Consider the following 22,828-nt stretch of genomic DNA (forward strand, 5'->3'; position numbering starts at 1 on the left):
CCGACGCCTCAGGCGTTGCGGCGGTTGTCCAGCGCCAGGGCGCCGGGACCGGCAAACACCAGATAGAGAAAAATGAAGCAGAACGAGATTGCCGCGTCGCCGCCATTGTTGACGGGGAAGAAGTCGCGCGGCATGTGCGCCATGAAATAGGCGATCGCCATCTCGCCGGCTAGGAGGAAGGCGACCGGCCGGGTGAAGAGCCCAAGCGCCAGGAGAACGCCGCCGGCGAATTCGAGGATGGCCGCGGTCAACGTCAGTCCGGTCAGGGCGCCGGCATGATCGCCGACGGGAAAATTGAACAGTTTTTGTGTGCCATGTTCGATGAATTGCAGCGCCGTCATGATGCGCAACGCGGCCAGAGCCTGCGGCCGATATCTGGCGAGGCCATCAAGGAACTTCATCCAAAACTCCATTATCCCTGCCGATCGGCCTTAGATTACTGCTTTCCAACGGATCATTGATGTCCAATCTCCCGCAATCAACAATCTGTGATTGAGCGCACGGCAGCACGATCGCCTGTTTTTCATCCGGTGATTGTTTTGTTCCCTTTATGGTTGCATTTAGATCGCAATGGTTGTATTTATCTGCCGATACTCCAAACCAAATGGGTACCTTTGCCATGAAAAGAGTCGTCATCAGCCTATTCGCAGTCCTCGCAGGCACCAGCTTTGCCGTGGCCGCGGACGCCGGCTGCGCCGCCTTCAAATGGCCGGTGACACGGGAGCAGGCACTGTTTCCGGCAGCTCCGGCCGCTCAGTCGGGTGCTGACCTTTCGGTCGGCGAGGCTGCGGATGTGGCGTTGGCGCCGGTCGACACGATCAGCTTTACCGTTCCGCCGGAACGCGCGCCGAAAGCCGGCACGTTCGGCGCAACGGCAAGCGTTACTGTGCCGCCGGAAGGAGATCTGCAGATAAGCGTCTCCGGTGAAGCCTGGATCGATGTCATCCAGGACGACCGTGCGATGAAGTCGGTGGGCTATAGCGGAGTGAAAACCTGTCCCGGCATCCGCAAGAGCTTGCGCTTCAAGCTGGCGGCCGGCCCGGCCACCATCCAGTTCAGCGGCGCCAAAGAACAGGGTATCAAGGTCGCGGTGCTGGTGCCGGAATGACTGCGTCTTAAGGCAATTATTCTGGTTAAGACTTAATCACGCACTAGCATAAAACTGGCAGCCGATCGCGCTAGGATGACTGGCTGTTCCAAAAAGGGGGCGTCATTAAACTACGTGCGGAGTCGTGCGCCTGAGTAGGTATTCGTAAATAGAACCTTAATTCTCAAATAGTTAACCGACACCTGCAAATATGTCGCTGGAGGTAAAAGCTATGAACGAGCTTCACTTCGGCGACAATCTTGACGTGTTGCGGGCTATGCCAGCAGAGTCGGTCGATTTGATCTACCTGGACCCGCCATTTAATTCGAATGCAAATTACAATGTTCTTTATGGTACGAAACGAGCAGGGCCTTCTCAAGCGCAATCTCACGCTTTTGAAGATACTTGGACTTGGGGACGGGATGCGCAGCGGGCATTAGACCAGACTGCGGAACGTCACCTGGAGGCAGGCGCCCTACTAGATGCCTTTCAGAAGGTATTCGGTGGCAGCAAGATGATGGCGTATCTCGCCATGATGGCCGTACGGCTCATCGAAATGCGTCGAGTTCTTAAGGACGCGGGAGCGATCTATCTTCACTGTGATCCGACTGCGAGCCATTATCTAAAGCTGCTCCTAGACGCGATTTTTGGCGCCACGAACTTTCGGAATGAAATCGTTTGGAAGCGCACAAGCGCTCATAGCGACGCGTCACAGGGGTTGTCGCGCTTTGGCAGAACCCACGACGTACTGCTATTCTACGGCAAGTCGGCGAGAGGGACGTGGAAAAACCTCTTTATCCCCTTGAGCGAAGACTATATCGCCAGCCACTACTCGTCCAAGGACGTCGGCACAGAACGCAAGTTCACCACCAGCGATCTTACAGCAGCAAAGCCTGGTGGAGATACCTCCTACGAATGGAAAGGCATTCGTCCGCCTGTCGGTCGGTATTGGGCCTACTCAAAGGGCAATATGGAGAAGTTCGAAGCCGAGGGGCGCCTTGTATATAGCAAGCGTGGGATGCCTCGTTTGAAGAACTATTTAGACAAAAGACCGGGTGTTTCATTGGGCGATGTTTGGACGGATATTTTTCCGGTCAATTCTCAAGCCATCGAACGGGTCGGTTACCCTACGCAGAAGCCGCAAGCGCTACTTGAGCGGCTAATCGAGGCATCAAGCAATCTTGGTGACACCGTTCTTGACCCGTTTTGTGGTTGTGGAACGGCCATTGAGGCGTCAGAAAAGTTGGGCCGTAAATGGATTGGGATCGATATCACCTACCTTGCTATTCACGTCGTTGTGGGACGGCTAGTAAAGTCGTTCGGTCCCGCAATCCAAGAACAATTTAATATCTACGGGCGGCCAAAAGATGCCGAAGATGCCCGCGTTCTCGCGGCGCGAGATTGGTTGGAGTTTCAAAAATGGGCGGTGTTCGCTCTTGGCGGTCTTCCAAAGGATAAGCCCGGCGCAGATGGCGGAATTGACGGCATCATTCGCTACCATCGTGTGGGCATTGAGCAGCCTAATCGTGCAGTTGTATCTGTAAAGGGCGGATTCCACGTCGGCGTCGACGCCATCCACAAGCTAAAGTCCGTCGTCAGGCGGGAGAGTGCAGAGATTGGCGTTTTAGTTTGCCTTGATCCACCGACCGCCCCGATGCTGAGAGAGGCAGCATCTGAGGGCGAGGTCGGCCCGCGCTCGAAGCAGGTTCCAAAAATCCAAATTCTAACCGTCGACATGCTATTTCAGAAAACACCGGTCGAACTGCCGGGCATGATTGATCTACCCGAAGTGGGGAGACAGCCAGTTGTTTCTCCACAAAAGCGGCAGCGTAAGAGGGTTGAAGGTCAGACGGAAATGCTGTTTCCAATCGATGGCAAATCGCACGATATTGAGGTGCCAATACGCAAGGGGAATAGGTCCATCCGGGCAGTCGACATCGAAGTTACCCGCCCGGATCACAACCGAAAGGTCAAATAATTTATTTCTTCTACCGCAGTATGAGTTTCCTTCATCGATCTCAATGGTCTTGCCTTAGCCGCCCGAGCCCGATCAGCGCACCGGCGCCGTTAGCGCGAAATGCGCGCCCTGCGGATCCTGACACTGCACGATCCAGCTGCTGCCGGGCACCTCCATCGGACCCATCAGGATCTTGCCGCCATTGTCGGTGACGCGTGTGGCCGCCGCATCGATGGCCGGGACGTTGAAATAGAACAGCCACACGGGCACAGGAATCTGCTCCGGCTTGTTCATCATGCCGCCGCCGGATTCGGGGCCGGCGGAAAAGGTCTGGTAGATGCCCATCGGCCCCATATCCATCGCATCGCCTTTCTCCCAGCCGAACTGCCTGGAATAGAAATCGAAGGCGGCCTTCCAGTCCGATGTGTAGAGCTCATGCCAGCCGATATGGCCCGGCGTGGTGGCCGGCACCGTTGGCTGATCGGGGCCGCTCGGCTGCATGAACATGAAAGTCGCACCCTGCGGATCGGCGACGACGGCGAAGCGGCCGACGCCCGGAATGTCGTCGGGTTCGCGGTGAACCGTGCCGCCGGCTGCCGTCAGCGATTTCGTCGAAGCATCGACGTCTTTCGTGTGGATATAGCCGAGCCAGGCCGGCGGCATGCCCATCTTGGCGGCGTCCTCGGGCAACGTCATCAGGCCGGCGACGCCGCGCTCGCCGACATTCATGACGATGTAGCGCGGCATGCCTGTCCCGGCTTCGAAGGGCTGTGCTGTCCAGCCGACCACAGCTGTATAGAAGGCCTCGGCTGCGTCGAGGTCGGTGGTCATCAATTCGTACCAGAAGAAGGGCATCGGGGATTTGGGCATTGTCGGTCTCCTCACCGTTTCACGCGTCGATTGCGGCTCGATCTATCCTAGGACGATCCTTGCGACAGAAATCCGACATCTGGGCCAGAGATCGATGGCGGCAAGTGTCCTCATTCGCAATCTTGCGTGTGTCGCGGTTTTCGACTTTGTTTACCTTCACGGGGGTTGATCCATGCGCCTGATGTCGCTCACGCCGGAGCTTGTCGCATTGTGCCATCGCGAGGAGGCCGATCCCGGTCCTGATGGCAGCTGGACGCAACTGACCGACGAGGATTTCCAGACGCTTGCCTCGCGCCTCTCAGGCGAGGCGGACGAGGGTCCGCTATGGGTTTTTGCCTATGGCTCGCTGATCTGGAAGCCGGCGTTCGAATCCGTCGAACAGCAGCGCGCCACCGCTTTCGGCTGGCACCGCTCCTTTTGTCTCGACATTGCGCGCTGGCGCGGCAGCGCCGCACAGCCGGGCCTGATGATGGCGCTGGAGCGGGGCGGGCGGTGCAACGGGGTGGTCTACCGCTTGCCCGACGGCCAAAAACCGGCCCAGATCGAAAGGCTGCTGCGGCGCGAGATCGACGATCACGAGAGTGTCGCCTCGGTTCGCTGGGTTCCGGTGCATACGGATCAGGGCGCGCTCAGGGCGTTGGGCTTCTGGGTCGGCGTGACCGGCAGAGGCAGCTCGCTCAGGCAGCCGCTGGAGACGGTGGCTCAAGTGTTGGCCAGGGCGTGCGGACATGTCGGATCGGGTGCGGAATATCTCTACAACACCGTTAGCCACCTGGAAGCGTTCGGCATCCGCGACCGCAATTTGTGGCGGCTGCAGCAACTGGTCGCGGACGAGATCCGGTCGATACATGGCAGCACCCTAGAGACCGGCACGCAGCACTCGATAACGTGAGTAAAAAAATCATGTTATTATCGAGCCATTTCAGCGACTTGCTAGAAAATTGACCAATTGATAAAAAAATAAGATGTGCTAGCTTTCCCCAAAACGAAAACAAGGGGAAGAGGAATGGCGACTGGTCATTTTAGGGAAGGTATTGTCGGCGGCCGGCTTGCGCCCGAGCAATACGCCGACAATTTTTCCGATCTGCATCCTCCGCTCGATCATCACGAGGCGCTGGTCGAATCCGACCGCTGCTATTTCTGCTACGACGCGCCATGCATGAATGCATGCCCGACCTCGATCGATATTCCGCTGTTCATCCGCCAGATCTCGACCGGCAATCCGATCGGTTCGGCCAAGACGATCTTCGACCAGAACATTCTGGGCGGCATGTGCGCCCGCGTCTGCCCGACCGAGACGCTGTGCGAAGAGGTCTGCGTGCGCGAGGTCGCCGAAGGCAAGCCGGTGCAGATCGGTCGCCTGCAGCGCTACGCCACCGATGTGGCGATGTCCGAGAACAAGCAGTTCTACCAGCGCGCCGAGCCGACCGGAAGGACGGTCGCTGTGGTCGGCGCCGGGCCGGCGGGTCTGGCAGCCGCCCACAGGCTCGCTCGCCACGGTCACGAAGTGACGATACTGGAAGCGCGGCCGAAGGCCGGTGGCCTCAATGAATACGGTATCGCCGCCTATAAGAGCGTCGACAATTTCGCCCAGGCCGAGGTCGACTATGTCACCTCGATCGGCGGCATCGACATCCAGAACGGCAAGGCGCTCGGCCGCGACTACCAGCTGTCGGATCTGACAAGGAACTACGATGCGGTGTTTCTCGGCATGGGGCTTGGCGGCGTCAATGCGCTGCGAGCCGATGGCGAGGACGCCGCAGGCGTGACCAATGCGGTGGAGTTCATCGCGGAACTTCGCCAGGCCAGCGACCTCTCGGGCCTGCCGGTCGGCCGGCGCGTCGTCGTCATCGGCGGCGGCATGACGGCAATCGACGCGGCGGTGCAGTCGAAGCTGCTCGGCGCCGAGGAGGTGACGGTATGCTACCGGCGCGGCCAGGAGCATATGAACGCTTCCGAATTCGAGCAGGATCTGGCCGCCGCCAACGGCGTCACCATCCGCCACTGGCTGCAGCCGAAGCGGGTCATTGCCGAAGGCGGCAAGGTCAGAGCTATCGAGCTCGAATACACCGCGATGAATGGCGAAAAGCTCATCGGCACCGGCGAGCAGCTGACGCTCACCGCCGACCAGGTGTTCAAGGCGATCGGCCAGAGCTTTGTCCCTGCCGCGCTTAACGGCAGCGGTGCGGCGCTTGAACTGGAAGGCGGCCGCATCAAGGTGGACACTGAGGGCCGCACCTCTCTTGCAAATGTCTGGGCCGGCGGCGACTGCATCTTTGGCGGCGACGACCTGACGGTGTCGGCCGTGGCGCAAGGCCGCGACGCGGCGGAATCGATCCACCGGGCACTGACCTCAAACGGGAGGGCATGAGCATGGCAGACATCAGAAACAATTTCGTCGGCATCAAATCGCCCAATCCGTTCTGGCTGGCCTCGGCGCCGCCGACCGACAAGGCCTACAACGTCATCCGCGCCTTCAGGGCAGGCTGGGGCGGTGTTGTCTGGAAGACGCTCGGCGAAGAAGGGCCGCCGGTGGTCAACGTCAACGGTCCGCGCTACGGCGCGATCTGGGGCGCCGACCGCCGCCTGCTCGGCCTCAACAACATCGAACTGATCACCGACCGCGACCTGCAGGTCAATCTGCGCGAGATCAAGCAAGTCAAGATGGATTGGCCGGACCGCGCCATCGTCGTCTCGCTGATGGTGCCTTGCGAGGAACACGCGTGGAAGGCGATCCTGCCTGTGGTCGAGGAGACGGGGGCCGACGGCATCGAGCTCAATTTCGGCTGCCCGCACGGCATGTCGGAACGCGGCATGGGCGCTGCGGTCGGCCAGGTGCCGGAATATATCGAGATGGTGGTGCGCTGGTGCAAGGCCAACACCCGCATGCCGGTCATCACCAAGCTGACGCCCAACATCACCGATATCCGCAAGCCGGCGCGGGCGGCGCACGCCGGCGGCACCGACGCGGTGTCGCTGATCAACACGATCAATTCGATCACCGGCGTCGATCTGGACAGTTTCGCGCCGCAGCCGACCATCGACGGCAAGGGCTCGCATGGCGGCTATTGCGGCCCGGCGGTGAAGCCGATCGCCATGAACATGGTGGCCGAGATCGCCCGCGATACCGAAACGCACGGCCTGCCGATCTCCGGCATCGGTGGCATCACGACATGGCGCGACGCGGCCGAATTCATGGCGCTCGGCGCCGGCAATGTGCAGGTCTGCACGGCGGCGATGACCTATGGCTTCAAGATCGTGCAGGAGATGATCGCCGGCCTGGAAAACTGGATGGACGAGAAGGGCCACGCTACGCTCGACGACATCGTCGGCCGGGCCACGCCCAACGTCACCGACTGGCAGTATCTCAACCTCAACTACATCGCCAAGGCGCATATCGACCAGGAGGCCTGCATCAAATGCGGCCGTTGCCACATCGCCTGCGAGGACACCTCGCACCAGGCGATCACCAGCATGGTGGACGGCGTCAGGCATTTCGAGGTGATCGAGGCCGAATGCGTTGGCTGCAATCTCTGCGTAAATGTCTGCCCGGTGGAGAACTGCATCACCATGGAGCCGCTGGCGGCCGGCGTGATGGACCAGCGCACCGGCAAGCCGGTATCGCCGGTCTACGCCAACTGGACGACGCATCCGAACAACCCGATGGCCAAGGTGGCGGCGGAGTAGGCCGGAATCCTTCAACAAGAAAGCGGCGCCCTCGGTGCCGTTTTTCATTTCCATATTGCAGATAAGATTTATCCATGATAAAAATCATCCATGAATAGGAGGTCGACACCATGAAACTGGGCGAGGGCGTTGAAGCGGCCATCCATTGCGCGGCCACGCTGGCGAGCGTCGAGGGCAACAGCACCATGCCCGGCGCGGCCCTGGCCGAGGCCTTCGGCCTGTCGCCTAGCTATCTCCTGAAGCATCTCAACATGCTGACGGCGGCGCGCATCCTGGAATCGGTGCCGGGTCCGGCGGGCGGCTACAGGCTGGCGCGGGCGGCGGAACGCATAACGCTCCTCGACATCGTGCTGGCCATCGAAGGGCGCGAGCCGGCGTTCCGCTGCAGCGAAATTCGCCGCAACGGTCCGGTCAAGATCGACGCCTCGGCCTATGTCAAACCCTGCGGCATCAATGCCGCGATGCTGAAGGCCGAGCGCGCCTATCGGGCAGCGCTTGCCGAAACCAGGCTGTCCGACATCGTGGCGAATTACGCCGAAGAAGGCGATCCCAGATCGTTTGCGGCGAGTTGCGCCTTTGTCGCGCGCCATCAGCGGCCGCAGAAATCCAGTTCAACCAAGCAAGCATGAAAGGAAAGACGATGAAACAGAGGATGCAGTTCTTCGCCAAGGCGCCGGAGATCATGAAGGCGGTGTCGGCGCTCAACAAGGCGGTCGACGAATGCGGGCTGGAGGCAAGCCTGCTGCATCTGATCAAGCTCAGGGCATCGCAGATCAATGGCTGCTCCTACTGCGTCGAGATGCACAGCCGCGAGGCCAGGCGCGACGGTGAGACCGAGCAGCGGCTTTATCTGGTCTCAGCCTGGAAGGAATCGCCGCTGTTTTCCGAGCGTGAACGCGCTGCCTTCGCCTGGACCGATGCGGTGACGAAGATCGCCGACAACGGTGTCTCGGACGAACTCTATGCCAGCACGCTCGAGCATTTCACGGAACAGGAACTGGTCAAGCTGTCGGTGGCGATCGGCATGATCAACACCTGGAACCGGCTCTGCGTCCCGTTCCACGCCCTTCATCCGATGCCGGCAGCCAAGGCCGCCTGATCGACAGAACCGGGCGCGCGAGCAGAGATCCGCGCGCCCGTTTTTTATTTGGAGATCAAGACCATGTTTGCAAATTTTGAGAACGAGATTCTACTTGCCGCCCGCCTGCTGCTTGGCGGCGCCTTTGTCTTTGCCGGCCTGCGCAACATCCAGAACCAGGCCTTTCTGACCCAGTTGATGGCAGCGCGAAGTGTGCCGCTGGCAAGGCTGGCGCTGTGGGTCGGTATCGTCGTGCAGATCGTTGCCGGAGCACTTGTCATGGCAGGCGTCTGGACCGTTCCCGCGGCTGTCTGCCTGATCGTTTTTCTCATCGTCGCCACGCCGATGTTCCACAATTTCTGGGACCATCAAGGGCCTGAGCGGGCCGCCCGCATCAACGGCTTCGTCGGCAATGTCGCGTTGACCGGCGGCTTTCTGACGCTGGTGGCGCAGTCGCTTTGACGATGCAGAGACAGAGCCTGCCGATCACGCGGCAAAGCGCAGGCCGCCGTCGCAGGTCAGCACCTGGCCGGTCATGAAGCAGTTGGAGACGAGAAAGGCGATCGCACTGGCGACGTCCTCGGCGCGGCCGATGCGGCCGACCGGGGTCTTGCCGGCATAGTCGGCGAAGATCGCCTGGCGCTGCTCTTCAGCCAAAAAGTCCCACCAGGGCGTGTCGATGACGCCGGGCGCCACGACGTTGACGCGCATGCCGTTGATTACGGCGATGCCGGCAACGCCCGGTGCTGACCACTGCACGCAGCAGGTCGGACCTAGGTCCTGCCTCTGATGGGACTGAAGTCCCGGCAGGGGAACGTTTGCGGGTGCCTGATGTTTGTGGGCTTGGCGCGAAGAGTTCAACGCACCGTAGCTCGCACAAAGGAGGCACCTTATGAGAATGCATCTTTCAATTGCAGCGGGGGTTTTGCTGCTGGCAGGTATCGGCGCTGCCGCAGCTCAGGACGTGGTCATCGCGCCTGAGCAGGAGACCGTTATCAAGGAATATGTGAAGAAGCAGCCGCTCGCATCGGTGAAAGTCCCTGGGGTAGAGCTCAATGTCGGCTCGGCGCTACCCGATACGGTCGAGCTACATGAAGTTCCCGACACCAAGTACAGCTACGTGGTGGTCGACGACCGGACCGTTGTCGTCGATCCAGGCACGCGCAAAATCATCAAGGTCATCGAATAAGAGGGGAGGACGTTCCGCTGTGCTGAAAGGCACAGCGGAACGCCAACCAGGGAGGAATGTAAATCATGATGTCGAACCGTGAGATTGGAGCGTCCCAGGCGCTCCGAAAACGCGTAACTGAGCTCAGCGAGAGGATGCGCGGCGCCCAGATTACCGAGAGTGAACTGAATATTTTTCGAAAGGTCGCAGCCGTCATGGAGGACGGCAAAGGCCGCATTGATGTCGATGATCTGATTGCTGCGTCCTTCGTCAGCGAGACCGACTAACCAAAGCTGCCTTCAGGCTTCCCAGAAATGAGACGCTGCAATGACCCTATCTCCCGGTCTAAACTCTGTCGGTCTGACCTTTCAATGCCCGCAATGCCACGTCGTTGTTGTCAAGAACGGCAGCTGGTTCCAAGTCGTTTCCCGCTACAAGTGCGAGGGATGCGGACATAGAATCCGGATCACCTATCCGGACAAGGTCGCCATCTTCAAAAAGCACGCGCACATGGCCACAACGCCGCCGAGGGCGCCGTAGTTGTGCCAGCGCCGGATGATTTCAGGTCAAGTCGACCTGAAATCTGAATCCGGCCCTAAATCAAAGAGATAGAGCATGATGTCGTGCGAAAACCGCTTCACAGTTTTCGGCATCATACTCCAGGCAAATGGAGGGCTCGCCGTATGGCCAGCCCTCCGATGTTGGTCCGACTAGGTCAGAATAAGCACGATCTTGAACGTATCCGGGTCGACGATGACGATTCGGCCATCAGCCAACACAAAATACTCATAGGATTCGTAAGCCGGGACGATCTTGACGATGCGCGGCGGCAGACGATGCAACCTGACCTTCTCCCGTGGGACTTCGATCCCCACTGAGACGTCGAAATCGACATTCGAAACCGGTTCGACCTTCGTCTCCTTGATGACCTGGGTGATTTCCGTTTTCTGCTCGACGGTCACATTGTTGATCGAGCCGGTCGAAGTCTGGTCCTCTGGTTGAGTCTTGCCCTGAGTTTGCTGCTCAGTGGTGGCGCCAGCCTTGCCCTGAGCCTGCTCATCGGTTTGGACCTTGGCCTTGCCCTGGGCCTGTTGATCGGGGGTGGCGCCGGCCTTGCCCTCAGCCTGCTCATCGGTTTGGACCTTGGCTTTGCCCTCGGCCTGTTGATCGGTGGTTACGCCAGCCTTGCCCTGAGCCTGCTCATCGGTTTGGACCTTGGCTTTGCCCCCGGCCTGTTGATCGGTGGTGGCGCCGGCCTTGCCCTGGGCTTGCTCATCGGTCTGCATCTTCGCCTTGCCCTGAGACCGCTCCTCGGTCGTGCCGGCCTTACCTTGGGCCTGGCTGTCCATCTTCGAACCTTGCGAACAATCGGCCGCGCCCGCGGCACAATCGCTGCTGGCGCCCGACTGGCTTTCGGCGGGCTGTTGTGTCTGGGCGAGCGCTGCTCCACAGCCAACCCCGAGGGCCAGCATGCTGGTGATCAGAACTTTTTTCATGAGATAATCTCCTTGAAAAGTCTGTCCCTTCATTGGGGAAACCGCCTCTGGAAAGTTTTGTTCCAGGCGAATTTGAGAGGAGCGGGAGCGATTTGCTGATTGGGGTTACCGCAAAACCGCTGCGCATTTTGGACGACCGGAAGCGAGGCTTTCGCCGTCGTGGGGAAGCGCGTCCGGGAACACGCCGGACCGCCACCAAGTGAAGTTGCGCCGGGGTGCAAAGTGATTTTTGCGCGCTACATCGATCCGGCTGTGGCTGCGCTTATGGGTCTACCTGGTTCTTCGGCTTCAGCCCGTCGATGAACAGTTGCTCAAGGAACCTCGCGGCGTCCTCGAAGCGACCGTCGCCGCCGCGGTTCGGCCCGAGCACGGCGCGGACCTGAACGTCGAAATCGGCATAGTGCTGCGTCGTCGCCCAGATCGAGAAGATCAGGTGCCACGGGTCGGTGCGGGCGATCTTGCCGGCGCGCATCCAGCCCTTGATGACGGTGGCCTTCTCATCGACCAGCGTCTTCAACTCGCCTTCCAGCAGCGGCATGATGCGCGGAGCGCCCTGCAGGATCTCGTTGGCGAACAGCCGGCTCTCGCGCGGAAAGTCGCGCGCCATTTCGAGCTTGCGCCTGATATAGCTGCGCAATTCGGTCATGGGGTCGCCGATGTCGTCGAGTTCCCTGAGCGGCGCCAGCCAAGTTGCGAGCAGCCGCTCCATCAGCGTCTCGTGGATGTCCTCCTTGCGGCGGAAATAGTAGAGCAGATTCGGCTTCGACATCCCCGCGGCTTCGGCGATCTGGTCGATGGTCGAGCCACGAAACCCGTTGGCGGAGAAGACCTCGAGCGCGGCTTCCAGGATGAGTTCGCGCTTTTCCTGCTGGATGCGGGTGCGGCGAGGGGCTGAGCCTTCCATGATGTCGGTCACCCTTGCGCGCCGCCGCGCCCAGGCCCATCTGGACCAATTCTCTGGACCAGTTTTTCTCCGGCCTGTGGAGCGCGCTTGCGATGCCGCATTTCCGCTAGTAGTCCCTTGACCGCCGACACGGCGGTGCTAACGTTTGTCCAATCGGTCAAAATTTGCGTAGCACGAAAACGCAGCGAAGACCAAGTGTCGGGAAGACCAAGCGTTAGCCGCACCGAAACAGGTTACAAGGGGAAGTCTTGGTCATGTCCAACCGGCTGAAAGTCACGCCGAACGATCTCAGCGCATTCTGGATGCCGTTCACGGCAAACCGGCAGTTCAAGCAGGCGCCGCGCATGTTCGTGTCCGCCAAGGACATGCACTACACGACGAGCGACGGACGCAAGGTTCTCGACGGCACCGCCGGGCTGTGGTGCGTCAATGCCGGTCATTGCCGGCCGAAGATCACCGAGGCGATACAGCATCAGGCAGCCGAGCTCGACTATGCGCCGGCCTTCCAGATGGGCCACCCGATCGTGTTCGAACTGGCCAACCGCCTGGTCGACATCGCGCCGAAGGGCATGGACCATGTGTTCTTCACCAATTCCGGTTCGGAATCGGTCGAAACGGCGCTCAAGATGGCGATCGCCTATCACCGCGTCAGGGGCGAGGGTTCGCGCACCCGCCTGATCGGCCGCGAGCGCGGCTATCACGGCGTCAATTTCGGCGGCATCTCGGTGGGCGGCATCGTCACCAACCGCAAGATGTTCGGCACGCTGCTGGGCGGCGTCGACCATATGCCGCACACGCATCTGCCGGAAAAGAACGCGTTCACCAAGGGCGTGCCTGAGCATGGCGCGGAGCTGGCCAACGAGCTGGAGCGGATCGTCGCCCTGCATGACGCCTCGACCATCGCGGCCGTCATCGTCGAGCCGGTGGCCGGCTCCACCGGTGTCATCCTGCCGCCGAAAGGCTATTTGCAGAAGCTTCGCGAGATTTGCACCAAGCACGGCATTCTGTTGATCTTCGACGAGGTCATTACCGGTTTCGGCCGGCTCGGCGCGCCGTTCGCCGCCGACTATTTCGGCGTCACGCCCGACATCATGACCACGGCCAAGGGCGTCTCCAACGGCGTCATCCCGATGGGCGCGGTGTTCGTCAAGAAGGAAATCCACGACGCCTTCATGACCGGCCCCGAGCATATGATCGAGTTCTTCCACGGCTACACCTATTCGGGCAATCCGATCGCGTGTGCTGCCGCACTCGGCACGCTCGACACCTACAAGGAAGAGGGGCTTTTGACCCGTGGCGAGGAGCTGGCGCCTTACTGGGAAGACGCGCTGCATTCGCTGAAGGGCGAGCCGAACGTCATCGACATCAGGAACATCGGCCTGATAGGCGCGATCGAACTGGCGCCGATCGCCGGGCAGCCGACCAAACGTGCCTTCTCGGCCTTCGTCAAGGCGTTCGAGCGCGGCGCGCTGATCCGCACCACCGGCGACATCATCGCGCTGTCGCCGCCGCTGATCATCACCAAGGGCCAGATCAACGAATTGATCGACCATGTGCGGGATGTGCTGAGGTCTATCGATTAATCTGCTTTATCTGTGCAGGCGGCGTTGGGAACCGCCGCCCGCACAGAACATGAATGAGAGGACTTTAAATGGCCGCCCCCGGCGAGAATCTGCGAATCAATTCAGACCGTTTGTGGGATTCGATAATGGAGATGGCGAAGATTGGTCCCGGCATTGCCGGCGGCAACAATCGCCAGACCGTGACCGACGAAGACGGCGAGGGCCGTTATCTGTTCAAGCGCTGGTGCGAGGCGGCCGGGCTCGAAATGGGTCTTGACGAGATGGGCACGATGTTTGCCCGCCGCGAGGGCACCGACCCTGAATTGCCGCCGGTCTATGTCGGCAGCCATCTCGATACGCAGCCGACCGGCGGCAAGTATGACGGCGTGCTCGGTGTGCTCGGCGGGCTGGAGGTCGTGCGCTCGCTCAACGATCTCGGCATCAAGACCAGGCATCCGATCGTCGTCACCAACTGGACCAACGAGGAGGGTGCGCGCTTCGCCCCGGCGATGATGGCGTCAGGCGTGTTCGCCGGGGTGCTCGACCAGGCCGATGTCTACGGGCATGTCGACAAGCAGGGCAAGAAGTTCGGCGAAGAGCTGGAACGTATCGGCTGGAAGGGGACGGAGAAGGTCGGCGAGCGCAAGATCCACGCCTTCTTCGAGTTGCATATCGAGCAGGGGCCGATCCTCGAGGACGAAGGCATCGATATCGGCGTCGTCACCCATGGCCAGGGGTTGAAGTGGCTGCAGGTGACGCTGACCGGCAAGGAAGCGCATACCGGCTCGACGCCGATGCCCAAGCGCCGCAATGCCGGGCTCGGCATGGCGCGGGTGATCGAACTGGTGCACGAGATCGCCATGGACTACCAGCCGGACGCCGTCGGCGCGGTCGGCCATATGGAGGTCTATCCCAATTCGCGCAACATCATCGCCGGCCGCACCGTGTTCACCATCGACATCCGCTCGCCGGAAAAGGAAGTGCTCGACGCGATGGATGGGCGCATCCGCGAAGGCATCGACACAATCTGCGAGGCGCTCGACATCAAATATGCGATCGAGCAGGTCGGCCATTTCGATCCGGTCACCTTCGACAAGGGCTGCGTCAAGGCTGTGCGGGATGCGGCGGAGCGCCTGGGCTATACGCATCGCAACATCGTCTCCGGCGCCGGCCACGACGCCTGCTGGATCAACCGTGTCGCGCCGACGGCAATGGTGATGTGTCCCTGCGTCGACGGGCTCAGCCACAACGAGGCCGAGGAGATCACCAAGGGATGGGCGGCGGCCGGCGCCGACGTACTGTTCCACGCGGTGGTGGAGACGGCGGAGATCGTGGCGTGAGAGGTTTGGGCTGGGCCAGATGGATTCTTGTGAAGAGGGACCCCCACCCTAACCCTCCCCACAAGGGGGAGGGAATGCTGCCGCGCAATCAGACTTACGACCTTGGCGTTCGAAACGTTGGTAATTTGCCGCAGATCGGCGCTGACAGGAGTTCCCTCCCCCTTGTGGGGAGGGTTAGGGTGGGGGTCCCTCTTCGCAAAAAATTCATATGCGATTTCTCTGCCTTTGCGGGAAGAGATTGAGGGTGGGGGTACTCGTCTTGGCACCGACCGCGATTGATCCAGCTGCCATCAAGCGTGCCAGGGTGCTGCGCCGAAACATGACGGAAGGCGAACGCAAGCTCTGGTCTGAATTGAAAGAGTTCCGACGCCTCTACGGCCTGCACGCCAGGAAGCAGACGCCGATCGGACCTTACGTCGCGGACTTCGTTCTGCATGAGAAGAAGCTCGTCATCGAAGTGGACGGAGAGCATCATTTCACGCCTGAGCAAATGGAGAAGGATCGAATACGCGATGCATGGTTTGGCCGTCAGGGCTATCGTGTTCTGCGGTTTTCGACAGGAGACCTGGCAAATTCCTTCGATGGTTGCGTCGAGGAGATATTGCGGGAAGTTGGAGTCATGTAAGGGCCGTTCGGGGTTCCTCGACCCTGAACCGACCTGATCAAACAAGGCGCTCACAAGAAGCGCGAAGAGAACAAGGGAACAGAAAATGACCAAAGTCATCCGAAACGGCACGATTGTCACCGCCGACCGCACATGGAAGGCCGACGTGCTGATGCAGCACGGCAAGATCGTCGCCATCGGTTCTAACCTGCACGGCGACCATGAGTTCGACGCCACCGGCTGCTACGTCATGCCGGGCGGCATCGATCCGCACACCCATCTCGAAATGCCGTTCATGGGCACGTATTCGGCCGACGATTTCGAGTCAGGCACTCGTGCGGCCTTGTCGGGCGGCACGACGATGGTGGTCGATTTCTGCCTGCCGTCGCCGCAGCAGTCGCTGCTTGAAGCCTTGCAGATGTGGGACAACAAGACGTCCAAGGCTGCCTGCGACTATTCCTTCCACATGGCGATCACCTGGTGGGGCAAGCAGGTGTTCGACGAGATGGCGACGGTGGTCGACAAGGGCATCACCTCGTTCAAGCATTTCATGGCCTACAAGGGCGCGCTGATGGTCGACGACGACGAAATGTATGCGTCGTTCCAGCGCTGCGCCGATCTCGGCGCGCTGCCACTGGTCCACGCCGAGAACGGCGATGTCGTCGCGGCCCTGTCGCAGAAGCTTCTGGCCGCTGGCAACAATGGTCCGGAGGGACACGCCTATTCGCGCCCGCCGGAGGTCGAAGGCGAGGCGACCAACCGCGCCATCATGATCGCCGACATGGCCGGTGTGCCGCTCTATGTCGTGCATGTCTCCTGCGAGCAGAGCCACGAAGCCATCCGCCGGGCGCGCCAGAAAGGCATGCGGGTGTTCGGAGAGCCGCTGATCCAGCACCTGACGCTCGACGAGAGCGAATATTTCAACAAGGACTGGGACCATGCGGCGCGCCGCGTGATGAGCCCGCCCTTCCGCAACAAGCTGCATCAGGATTCGCTGTGGGCCGGCCTGCAGGCCGGATCGCTGCAGGTGGTGGCGACCGACCATTGTGCCTTCACCACCAGCCAAAAGCGCAACGGCGTCGGCGATTTCACCAAGATCCCGAACGGCACTGGCGGGCTCGAGGACCGGCTGCCAATGTTATGGACGACAGGCGTCAACACCGGACGGCTGACGATGAACGAGTTCGTCGCGGTAACCTCGACCAACATTGCCAAGATCCTCAACATGTATCCGAAGAAGGGCGCCATCGTTGAAGGGGCGGATGGCGACATCGTCGTCTGGGACCCCAAACGTAAGAAGAAGATCACGGCTAAGAAGCAGCAATCGGTGATCGACTACAATGTCTTCGAAGGCTTCGAGGTGACCGGCCTGCCGCGCTTCGTCTTCTCGCGCGGCGAACTGTCGATCCAGGAGTCTGACGTCAAGGCAAAGCCCGGCCATGGCGAGTTCGTCGGCCGCGAGCCGAACGCCGCGGTCAACCGGGCGCTGTCGACGTGGAAGGAGATTTCCGCGCCGCGCAAGGTGGAACGCACGGGCATCCCGGCGACCGGGGTTTGAGCTGCTTGGTTTTCGCTTCAGGCGACCAGGGCATCCAGTTCCGGCAGCAGGACGACGCTTTCCTGCTCGTTGGGATCGGTGCGGGCGATGACCGCCGAAGAGGGGCTGTCGCTCAGATTGGCGGGCAGATGCGGCACACCGGCCGGGATGTAGAAGAGGTCACCGGCCTTGACGACAATATGCTGTTCGAGCCGGTCACCGTACCAGGTATGGACCTCGCCGGAGAGCACGTAGATCGCCGTTTCGTGGTTTTCATGCAGATGCGCCTTGGCGCGGGCGCCGGGCGGCATGGTGAGAATGTGCATGCAGATGCCGGAAGAGCCGACCGTCTCAGTGGCGATGCCGGCGAAATAAGTCAGCCCCTGCTTGCCTTCATAAGTGCTTTCAGGGCGGATAAGATGACAAGTGGGTTGGGCGACATCGGGAACACTCCGGGCGTCTAACGAGCGGGACAAAGACCAACAGGACGGGGCGAGTGGAAAGCAACACAATCGCAAAATCAACAGGATTTCCGACGCCACGGCAGCGGCAAGTCAAGGCAGGCTGCAGCCGATGACGGGAGCATCGCCAGCCGTCGTTTCGGCAAGCAAGCTTGGCCTTACCTTCAGCACCAATGATGGCCCGGTGCAGGCGCTGACAGATGTCGACCTGACCATCGGCAAGGGTGAATTCGTCTCCTTCATCGGGCCCTCCGGCTGCGGCAAGACGACCTTGCTCAGGGTGATCGCCGACCTGGAGAAACCGACGTCGGGAACCATTTCCGTGAACGGCATGACGCCGGAGCAGGCGCGCGAAAAGCGCGCCTATGGCTATGTCTTCCAGGCCGCTGCCCTGTTCCCGTGGCGCACGATCAAGCGCAATGTGGCATTGCCCTTGGAGGTTATCGGCCTCTCCAAGGCTGAGCAGGCGGAACGCATCAAGCGCACGCTCGACCTCGTCAACCTCTCGGGCTTCGAGAAGAAATATCCCTGGCAGCTTTCGGGCGGCATGCAGCAGCGCGCCTCGATCGCGCGGGCGCTCGCCTTCGACGCCGACCTGCTGTTGATGGATGAGCCGTTCGGCGCCCTGGACGAGATCGTGCGCGACCATCTCAACAAACAACTTCTGGAACTGTGGGAGCGAACCAACAAGACCATCTGCTTCGTCACCCACTCGATTCCCGAGGCGGTCTATCTGTCGACCCGGATCGTCGTCATGTCGCCGCGGCCGGGCCGCGTCAGCGACGTCATCTCCTCGACGCTGCCGAAAGAGCGACCACTCCATATCCGCGAAACGCCGGAGTTCCTGGCGATCGCGGCGCGCGTGCGCGACGGCCTTCACGCCGGGCACAGCTATGAGGATTGAGTCGAGGGGGAACGGGCTCGCGCTTCCGCCTTACAGCGGAGAGGCCAACCACGCCTTCGTCATCCTAGGGCGAAGCAGCCGCGAAGCGGCGTGCGCAGACCCTGGGATCCATTCCGTGACGTGGGCCGAAGGGCGCAAACGGTCGAGAAAAAGTGTCAGGCAGGGCGGTGCGGAGAGGGTCATGTTCCGCACCGTTGCGGAGCGCGAAGGTAGCGGCATGGATCCCAGGGTCTGCGCCGCGTCGCTTCGCTCCTTGCTTCGCCCTAGGATGACGAGGAACGGGTATCGCCGCTCTCTCCCGCCGGGGAAAGAAGGGGGGCGTCGCTAATGGACTCCTTCCGCGACAAGATCGTCCCAGTGACCTCGATCCTCCTGGGCATCGTGGTGGTATGGTATGTCTTTGCCGTCATCCTCAACACGCCTTTCCAGCGCGATCTCGATCGCCGCGCCAACGTGACGCCGGGCGTCGTGGAATTCCTCGGCAAGACGCTGGCGCAGCCGAAGCCGACATTGCCGGCGCCGCATCAGGTGGCGTTGAATTTTTTCGAAAACACCTTTCTGCGGCCTGTCACCTCGAGCCGCAGCCTCGTCTACAATGCCTGGGTGACGCTGTCCTCGACGCTGCTCGGCTTCGCTTTCGGCACGGCGCTCGGCATCGTCATCGCTGTCGGCATCGTGCATGTGGCGACGCTCGACCGCAGCCTGATGCCGTGGATCATCACCTCGCAGACCATTCCGATCCTGGCGGTGGCGCCGATGATCATCGTGGTGCTGGCGGCGATCGGCATCACCGGGCTGATCCCGAAGGCGCTGATCTCGACTTATCTCTCGTTCTTCCCGGTGGCTGTCGGCATGGTGAAGGGGCTGCGCTCGCCCGAACTCACGCATCTCGACCTGATGCACACCTATAATGCCAGCCGCGCGCAGACCTTCTGGAAATTGCGCGTGCCGGCGTCGGTGCCGTTCCTGTTCACCTCGATGAAGGTGGCGGTGGCCGCCAGCCTCGTCGGCGCCATTGTCGGCGAACTGCCGACCGGTGCCGTCGCCGGCATCGGCGCCAAGCTGCTTGCCGGCGCCTATTACAGCCAGACCATCGACATCTGGTCGGCGCTGGTCGCCGGCTCCGTGGTGGCGGCGCTGCTGGTGATGATGGTCGGCATCGCCGGCCGCCTCGTCGACCGCGCCATGGGCGGGAGGCCGGCATGAGTTCAGCTCTCAGCCTGTCGTCGGTCACGCCTCGTTCCTGGCAGGGGTTTGCCGCGCTTGCGCTCCTTGTCGTCGCCGTTTTTTCGGGGCCGCTTGTCACTGCCACGCCCGGCTATGACATCGCGACGGTGGCTTTGATCTTCATCTTGCTGCTGTTTGCGATCCAGATGGATCGATTTCCGCCCGCAATCGCGGCGACCTGCCTGTTCATCGGTGCGCATGGCGCGGTCTGGGCGCTGCTGCATGGGCTGGCAGGGAACGAAGGCACGGCCCGCATATCGTTCTTCCTGCTGCTTGCCGCGGCCTGGTTGCTCGCCTGGCGCTGCGTGGCGTTGCTGTCCTCATTGCGCCCCGCCGGGAAGTGGGCACGGACGGCACTGCGGCTGATCATCCCGGCGATCTTCGGGGCCTGGATCCTGATCCTCTGGGAAGCGATCACCAGGGGCGCCGGCATTCCCTTCATCCTGCTGCCGCCGCCCAGCGCCATCGGAGCGCGCATCGCCAATTCGCTGCCGATCCTGGCGGCCGATGTGCGCCAGACCATCTTCAAGGCGGTTATCTTCGGCTATGTCGTCGGCAGCGGGGCAGGCTTTCTCACGGCAATCCTTGCCGACCGCGTGCCGTTCTTCCGCCGTGGCCTGCTGCCGATCGGCAACATGGTCTCGGCGCTGCCGATCATCGGCGTGGCGCCGATCATGGTGATGTGGTTCGGCTTCGACTGGCAGTCCAAGGCGGCGGTCGTCATCATCATGACCTTCTTTCCGATGCTGGTGAATACGGTCGCCGGCCTTGCCGCCTCGGGCCATATGGAGCGCGACCTGATGCGCACCTATGCGTCGGGCTATTGGCAGACGCTGTTCAAGCTCAGATTGCCGGCCGCCGCGCCCTTCATCTTCAACGCGCTGAAGATCAATTCGACGCTGGCGCTGATCGGCGCCATCGTCGCCGAGTTCTTCGGCACGCCTGTCGTCGGCATGGGATTCCGCATTTCGACGGAGGTCGGGCGGATGAACATCGACATGGTCTGGGCCGAAATCGCAGTTGCAGCACTTGCGGGTTCGGTCTTTTATGGCGTGGTCGCTCTTTTCGAGAGAGCCGTCACGTTTTGGCACCCCTCTGTCCGTGGTGGATAGGGCGGTGGGTTTAAGGGCACTAACTTCAGAGGGTAAAAACATGAAAAGACTTGTTATTCCTGTACTGGCAGGCGCGATGTCGCTGGCCGCTTTCCAGGCGATGGCCGCCGACAAGGTGACGCTGCAGCTGAAATGGGTCACGCAGGCCCAGTTCGCCGGCTACTATGTCGCCAAGGCCAAGGGCTTCTACGAAGCCGAGGGCCTCGACGTCGACATCAAGCCCGGTGGTCCCGATATCGCGCCGGAGCAGGTGATTGCCGGCGGCGGCGCCGACGTCATCGTCGACTGGATGGGCGGCGCGCTGGCGGCGCGCGAAAAGGGCGTGCCGCTGGTCAACATCGCCCAGCCGTTCAAGAAGGCCGGCATGGAGCTGGTCTGCCCGAAGGACGGCCCGATCAAGACCGAGGCCGACTTCAAGGGCCATACGCTCGGCGTCTGGTTCTTCGGCAACGAATATCCGTTCTACGCCTGGATGAACAAGCTCGGCCTCAAGACCGAGGGCGGCCCGGACGGCGTCACCGTGCTGAAGCAGAGCTTCGACGTGCAGCCGCTGATCCAGAAGCAGGCGGATTGCATCTCGGTGATGACCTACAACGAATACTGGCAGTTGATCGACGCCGGCTACAAGCCGGAAGAGCTGACCGTGTTCAACTATTCGGCCATGGGCAACGATTTGCTCGAGGACGGGCTCTACGCGTCCGAGGACAAGCTCAAGGATCCGGCCTTCGAGGACAAGATGGTGCGCTTCGTGCGCGCCTCGATGAAGGGCTGGAAATATGCCGTCGACAATTCGGACGAGGCGGCTGGTATCGTCATGGACAATGGCGGCCAGGACGAGAACCACCAGAAGCGCATGATGGGCGAAGTCGCCAAGCTGATCGACAATGCCGACGGCAAGCTCGATCCAGAGACCTACGAGCGCACCGCCAAGGCGCTGCTCGACCAGAAGATCATCACCAAGCAGCCAAGTGGCGCCTACACGACCGCCATCACCGACAAGGCCATTAAATAAATAGCGGCGATCAAATAGCACCAACTGGCTTTGGGGTCAGCAATTCGAAAAGGGGCGGGCGACCGCCCCTTTTTGCTGAGACGTAAAATAGGCGTTACCCCAGGGAAACATCCGTTTCGCGCCGGCGTTATGGCGGTAGTATCCACCTTGGCGGATGCTACCGGACAATGGAGATTTCCATGCGCATGCAATCCTTTTCGCCGATGCTCTCGGCGCTGGCCGTCTCGGCTTCCATCCTGTGTGCTTCACCGGCCCTGGCCGACATGGTGAAGATGAAGGCGACGCTCGATGGCGCTCAGCAGAGCCCGCCTGTCACCACGAAGGGCGAGGGCACGGCCGCGCTCGTCTTCGACACCGACACCAAGCGGCTCAGCTGGGCGGTGAAATATGCCGGCCTCAGCGGGCCGGCCACCGCCGAACACATTCACGGCCCGGCGGCAAAGGGTGAAAATGCCGGGGTTGTCATCCCGTTCAAGGGAGCCCCGAAAAGCCCGTTCAAGGGTGCGGCGGAACTGACGGACGCGCAGGCCGCCGACCTGATGGCCGGCAAATACTACATCAACATCCACACCGCCGCTCATAAGGACGGCGAGATCCGCGGACAGATCGAAAAGGCCGAATAGCACAAAACAGGGCAACCGTCCTGTTTCAGGTCTTATCGCGAATCTGGGTCATCGTGCGGGTCGGCGTGATGGCCTCGGGGTCGAGCCTGATCTCGACGATCGATGGCTTGCCGCTGGCGCGTGCACGCTCGAAGGCGGGCGCGAAATCGGCTGTTTTGTCGACCGTCTCGCCATGGCCGCCATAGGCGCGGGCGAGAGC

General features: G+C 61.2%; 26 protein-coding genes and 1 pseudogene. 19 read left to right on the top strand and 8 right to left on the bottom strand.

Annotated elements, in window-relative coordinates; all coding sequences use genetic code 11:
- Nucleotides 1–8: 8 nt before the first annotated feature.
- Both AC0L2H_RS26510 and AC0L2H_RS26515 read right to left on the bottom strand, forming a co-directional pair.
- Nucleotides 9–401 carry a DoxX family protein gene (locus AC0L2H_RS26510; RefSeq protein WP_473593005.1) on the bottom strand — a complete coding sequence of 131 codons (393 nt, stop codon included), beginning with the start codon at nucleotides 399–401 and terminating at the stop codon, nucleotides 9–11.
- Nucleotides 388–621, bottom strand: a complete 234-nt coding sequence (locus tag AC0L2H_RS26515) for a hypothetical protein (protein ID WP_473593006.1) — start codon at nucleotides 619–621, stop codon at nucleotides 388–390. The genes AC0L2H_RS26510 and AC0L2H_RS26515 overlap by 14 nt, the downstream gene beginning before the upstream one ends.
- Here AC0L2H_RS26515 and AC0L2H_RS26520 point away from each other — a divergent pair.
- The gene (locus AC0L2H_RS26520; RefSeq protein ID WP_473593007.1) at nucleotides 620–1,108 is read left to right on the top strand and encodes a hypothetical protein; all 489 of its coding nucleotides are present in this window, start codon (nucleotides 620–622) and stop codon (nucleotides 1,106–1,108) included. The two genes, AC0L2H_RS26515 and AC0L2H_RS26520, sit on opposite strands and share 2 nt — an antisense overlap.
- A gap of 211 nt (nucleotides 1,109–1,319) precedes the next feature.
- Complete coding sequence (locus tag AC0L2H_RS26525; RefSeq protein ID WP_473593008.1) at nucleotides 1,320–3,065, top strand: DNA methyltransferase; 1,746 nt, start codon at nucleotides 1,320–1,322, stop codon at nucleotides 3,063–3,065.
- Nucleotides 3,066–3,137: 72 nt separating this feature from the next.
- On the opposite strand, the gene AC0L2H_RS26530 is transcribed toward AC0L2H_RS26525, so the two are convergent.
- Nucleotides 3,138–3,914 carry a VOC family protein gene (locus tag AC0L2H_RS26530; RefSeq protein WP_473593009.1) on the bottom strand — a complete coding sequence of 259 codons (777 nt, stop codon included), beginning with the start codon at nucleotides 3,912–3,914 and terminating at the stop codon, nucleotides 3,138–3,140.
- 172 nt (nucleotides 3,915–4,086) lie between these two features.
- Between AC0L2H_RS26530 and AC0L2H_RS26535 the strand changes: the two genes are divergently transcribed.
- From AC0L2H_RS26535 to AC0L2H_RS26560, 6 genes are all read left to right on the top strand, one after another.
- Nucleotides 4,087–4,806 carry a gamma-glutamylcyclotransferase gene (locus tag AC0L2H_RS26535; protein WP_473593010.1) on the top strand — a complete coding sequence of 240 codons (720 nt, stop codon included), beginning with the start codon at nucleotides 4,087–4,089 and terminating at the stop codon, nucleotides 4,804–4,806.
- 114 nt (nucleotides 4,807–4,920) lie between these two features.
- Nucleotides 4,921–6,285 (top strand): NAD(P)-dependent oxidoreductase, encoded by a 1,365-nt coding sequence (locus tag AC0L2H_RS26540; RefSeq protein ID WP_473593011.1) that lies wholly within the window; start codon nucleotides 4,921–4,923, stop codon nucleotides 6,283–6,285.
- A 2-nt stretch (nucleotides 6,286–6,287) separates the two neighbouring features.
- Nucleotides 6,288–7,601, top strand: a complete 1,314-nt coding sequence (preA, locus tag AC0L2H_RS26545; RefSeq protein ID WP_473593012.1) for an NAD-dependent dihydropyrimidine dehydrogenase subunit PreA — start codon at nucleotides 6,288–6,290, stop codon at nucleotides 7,599–7,601.
- Between the two features lie 110 nt (nucleotides 7,602–7,711).
- A complete protein-coding gene (locus AC0L2H_RS26550; RefSeq protein ID WP_473593013.1) occupies nucleotides 7,712–8,230 on the top strand; it encodes an RrF2 family transcriptional regulator in 519 nt (172 codons plus the stop codon).
- Between the two features lie 11 nt (nucleotides 8,231–8,241).
- Nucleotides 8,242–8,700: a carboxymuconolactone decarboxylase family protein gene (locus AC0L2H_RS26555; protein WP_473593014.1), complete on the top strand. Its 459-nt coding sequence runs from the start codon at nucleotides 8,242–8,244 to the stop codon at nucleotides 8,698–8,700.
- Between the two features lie 63 nt (nucleotides 8,701–8,763).
- Nucleotides 8,764–9,141, top strand: a complete 378-nt coding sequence (locus AC0L2H_RS26560) for a DoxX family protein (RefSeq protein WP_473593015.1) — start codon at nucleotides 8,764–8,766, stop codon at nucleotides 9,139–9,141.
- 24 nt (nucleotides 9,142–9,165) lie between these two features.
- On the opposite strand, the pseudogene AC0L2H_RS26565 reads toward AC0L2H_RS26560, so the two are convergent.
- A pseudogene (locus tag AC0L2H_RS26565) lies at nucleotides 9,166–9,435 on the bottom strand (SDR family oxidoreductase); the annotation flags it as partial.
- Nucleotides 9,436–9,571: 136 nt separating this feature from the next.
- Here AC0L2H_RS26565 and AC0L2H_RS26570 point away from each other — a divergent pair.
- Together AC0L2H_RS26570 and AC0L2H_RS26575 are read left to right on the top strand one after the other, a co-directional pair.
- Nucleotides 9,572–9,868 (top strand): DUF1236 domain-containing protein, encoded by a 297-nt coding sequence (locus AC0L2H_RS26570; protein WP_473593016.1) that lies wholly within the window; start codon nucleotides 9,572–9,574, stop codon nucleotides 9,866–9,868.
- 68 nt (nucleotides 9,869–9,936) lie between these two features.
- Nucleotides 9,937–10,134, top strand: coding sequence for a hypothetical protein (locus AC0L2H_RS26575; protein ID WP_473593031.1), 198 nt, complete (start codon nucleotides 9,937–9,939; stop codon nucleotides 10,132–10,134).
- Nucleotides 10,135–10,557: 423 nt separating this feature from the next.
- On the opposite strand, the gene AC0L2H_RS26580 is transcribed toward AC0L2H_RS26575, so the two are convergent.
- Complete coding sequence (locus AC0L2H_RS26580) at nucleotides 10,558–11,343, bottom strand: DUF1236 domain-containing protein (RefSeq protein WP_473593017.1); 786 nt, start codon at nucleotides 11,341–11,343, stop codon at nucleotides 10,558–10,560.
- A 262-nt stretch (nucleotides 11,344–11,605) separates the two neighbouring features.
- The gene (locus AC0L2H_RS26585) at nucleotides 11,606–12,247 is read right to left on the bottom strand and encodes a TetR family transcriptional regulator C-terminal domain-containing protein (protein ID WP_473593032.1); all 642 of its coding nucleotides are present in this window, start codon (nucleotides 12,245–12,247) and stop codon (nucleotides 11,606–11,608) included.
- Between the two features lie 254 nt (nucleotides 12,248–12,501).
- Between AC0L2H_RS26585 and aptA the strand changes: the two genes are divergently transcribed.
- The 4 genes from aptA to hydA all read left to right on the top strand — a co-directional run bounded on the left by aptA (nucleotide 12,502) and on the right by hydA (nucleotide 17,311).
- Entirely contained in the window at nucleotides 12,502–13,830 is a 1,329-nt protein-coding gene (gene aptA / locus AC0L2H_RS26590; protein ID WP_473593018.1) for an omega-aminotransferase AptA, read from the top strand.
- Nucleotides 13,831–13,898: 68 nt separating this feature from the next.
- Nucleotides 13,899–15,149 (top strand): Zn-dependent hydrolase, encoded by a 1,251-nt coding sequence (locus tag AC0L2H_RS26595; RefSeq protein WP_473593019.1) that lies wholly within the window; start codon nucleotides 13,899–13,901, stop codon nucleotides 15,147–15,149.
- Nucleotides 15,150–15,393: 244 nt separating this feature from the next.
- Nucleotides 15,394–15,774: an endonuclease domain-containing protein gene (locus AC0L2H_RS26600; RefSeq protein WP_473593020.1), complete on the top strand. Its 381-nt coding sequence runs from the start codon at nucleotides 15,394–15,396 to the stop codon at nucleotides 15,772–15,774.
- An 85-nt stretch (nucleotides 15,775–15,859) separates the two neighbouring features.
- The gene (gene hydA / locus AC0L2H_RS26605; protein ID WP_473593021.1) at nucleotides 15,860–17,311 is read left to right on the top strand and encodes a dihydropyrimidinase; all 1,452 of its coding nucleotides are present in this window, start codon (nucleotides 15,860–15,862) and stop codon (nucleotides 17,309–17,311) included.
- A 17-nt stretch (nucleotides 17,312–17,328) separates the two neighbouring features.
- On the opposite strand, the gene AC0L2H_RS26610 is transcribed toward hydA, so the two are convergent.
- Nucleotides 17,329–17,766: a cupin domain-containing protein gene (locus AC0L2H_RS26610; RefSeq protein ID WP_473593033.1), complete on the bottom strand. Its 438-nt coding sequence runs from the start codon at nucleotides 17,764–17,766 to the stop codon at nucleotides 17,329–17,331.
- Between the two features lie 97 nt (nucleotides 17,767–17,863).
- On the opposite strand from AC0L2H_RS26610, the gene AC0L2H_RS26615 reads away from it, so the two are divergent.
- The 5 genes from AC0L2H_RS26615 to AC0L2H_RS26635 all read left to right on the top strand — a co-directional run bounded on the left by AC0L2H_RS26615 (nucleotide 17,864) and on the right by AC0L2H_RS26635 (nucleotide 22,629).
- Nucleotides 17,864–18,655, top strand: a complete 792-nt coding sequence (locus AC0L2H_RS26615; protein WP_473593022.1) for an ABC transporter ATP-binding protein — start codon at nucleotides 17,864–17,866, stop codon at nucleotides 18,653–18,655.
- A 327-nt stretch (nucleotides 18,656–18,982) separates the two neighbouring features.
- Entirely contained in the window at nucleotides 18,983–19,861 is an 879-nt protein-coding gene (locus AC0L2H_RS26620; RefSeq protein ID WP_473593023.1) for an ABC transporter permease, read from the top strand.
- Complete coding sequence (locus tag AC0L2H_RS26625) at nucleotides 19,858–20,994, top strand: ABC transporter permease (RefSeq protein ID WP_473593024.1); 1,137 nt, start codon at nucleotides 19,858–19,860, stop codon at nucleotides 20,992–20,994. The genes AC0L2H_RS26620 and AC0L2H_RS26625 overlap by 4 nt, the downstream gene beginning before the upstream one ends.
- Before the next feature lie 40 nt (nucleotides 20,995–21,034).
- A complete protein-coding gene (locus AC0L2H_RS26630; protein ID WP_473593025.1) occupies nucleotides 21,035–22,006 on the top strand; it encodes an ABC transporter substrate-binding protein in 972 nt (323 codons plus the stop codon).
- A gap of 179 nt (nucleotides 22,007–22,185) precedes the next feature.
- Nucleotides 22,186–22,629 carry a CHRD domain-containing protein gene (locus AC0L2H_RS26635; RefSeq protein ID WP_473593026.1) on the top strand — a complete coding sequence of 148 codons (444 nt, stop codon included), beginning with the start codon at nucleotides 22,186–22,188 and terminating at the stop codon, nucleotides 22,627–22,629.
- A gap of 25 nt (nucleotides 22,630–22,654) precedes the next feature.
- Here the strand turns inward: AC0L2H_RS26635 and AC0L2H_RS26640 are convergent.
- Nucleotides 22,655–22,828: thiamine pyrophosphate-dependent enzyme (locus AC0L2H_RS26640; RefSeq protein ID WP_473588888.1), on the bottom strand; the 174-nt coding region annotated here is incomplete at its 5' end.

It is taken from the genome of Mesorhizobium sp. WSM4871 (assembly GCF_055811295.1).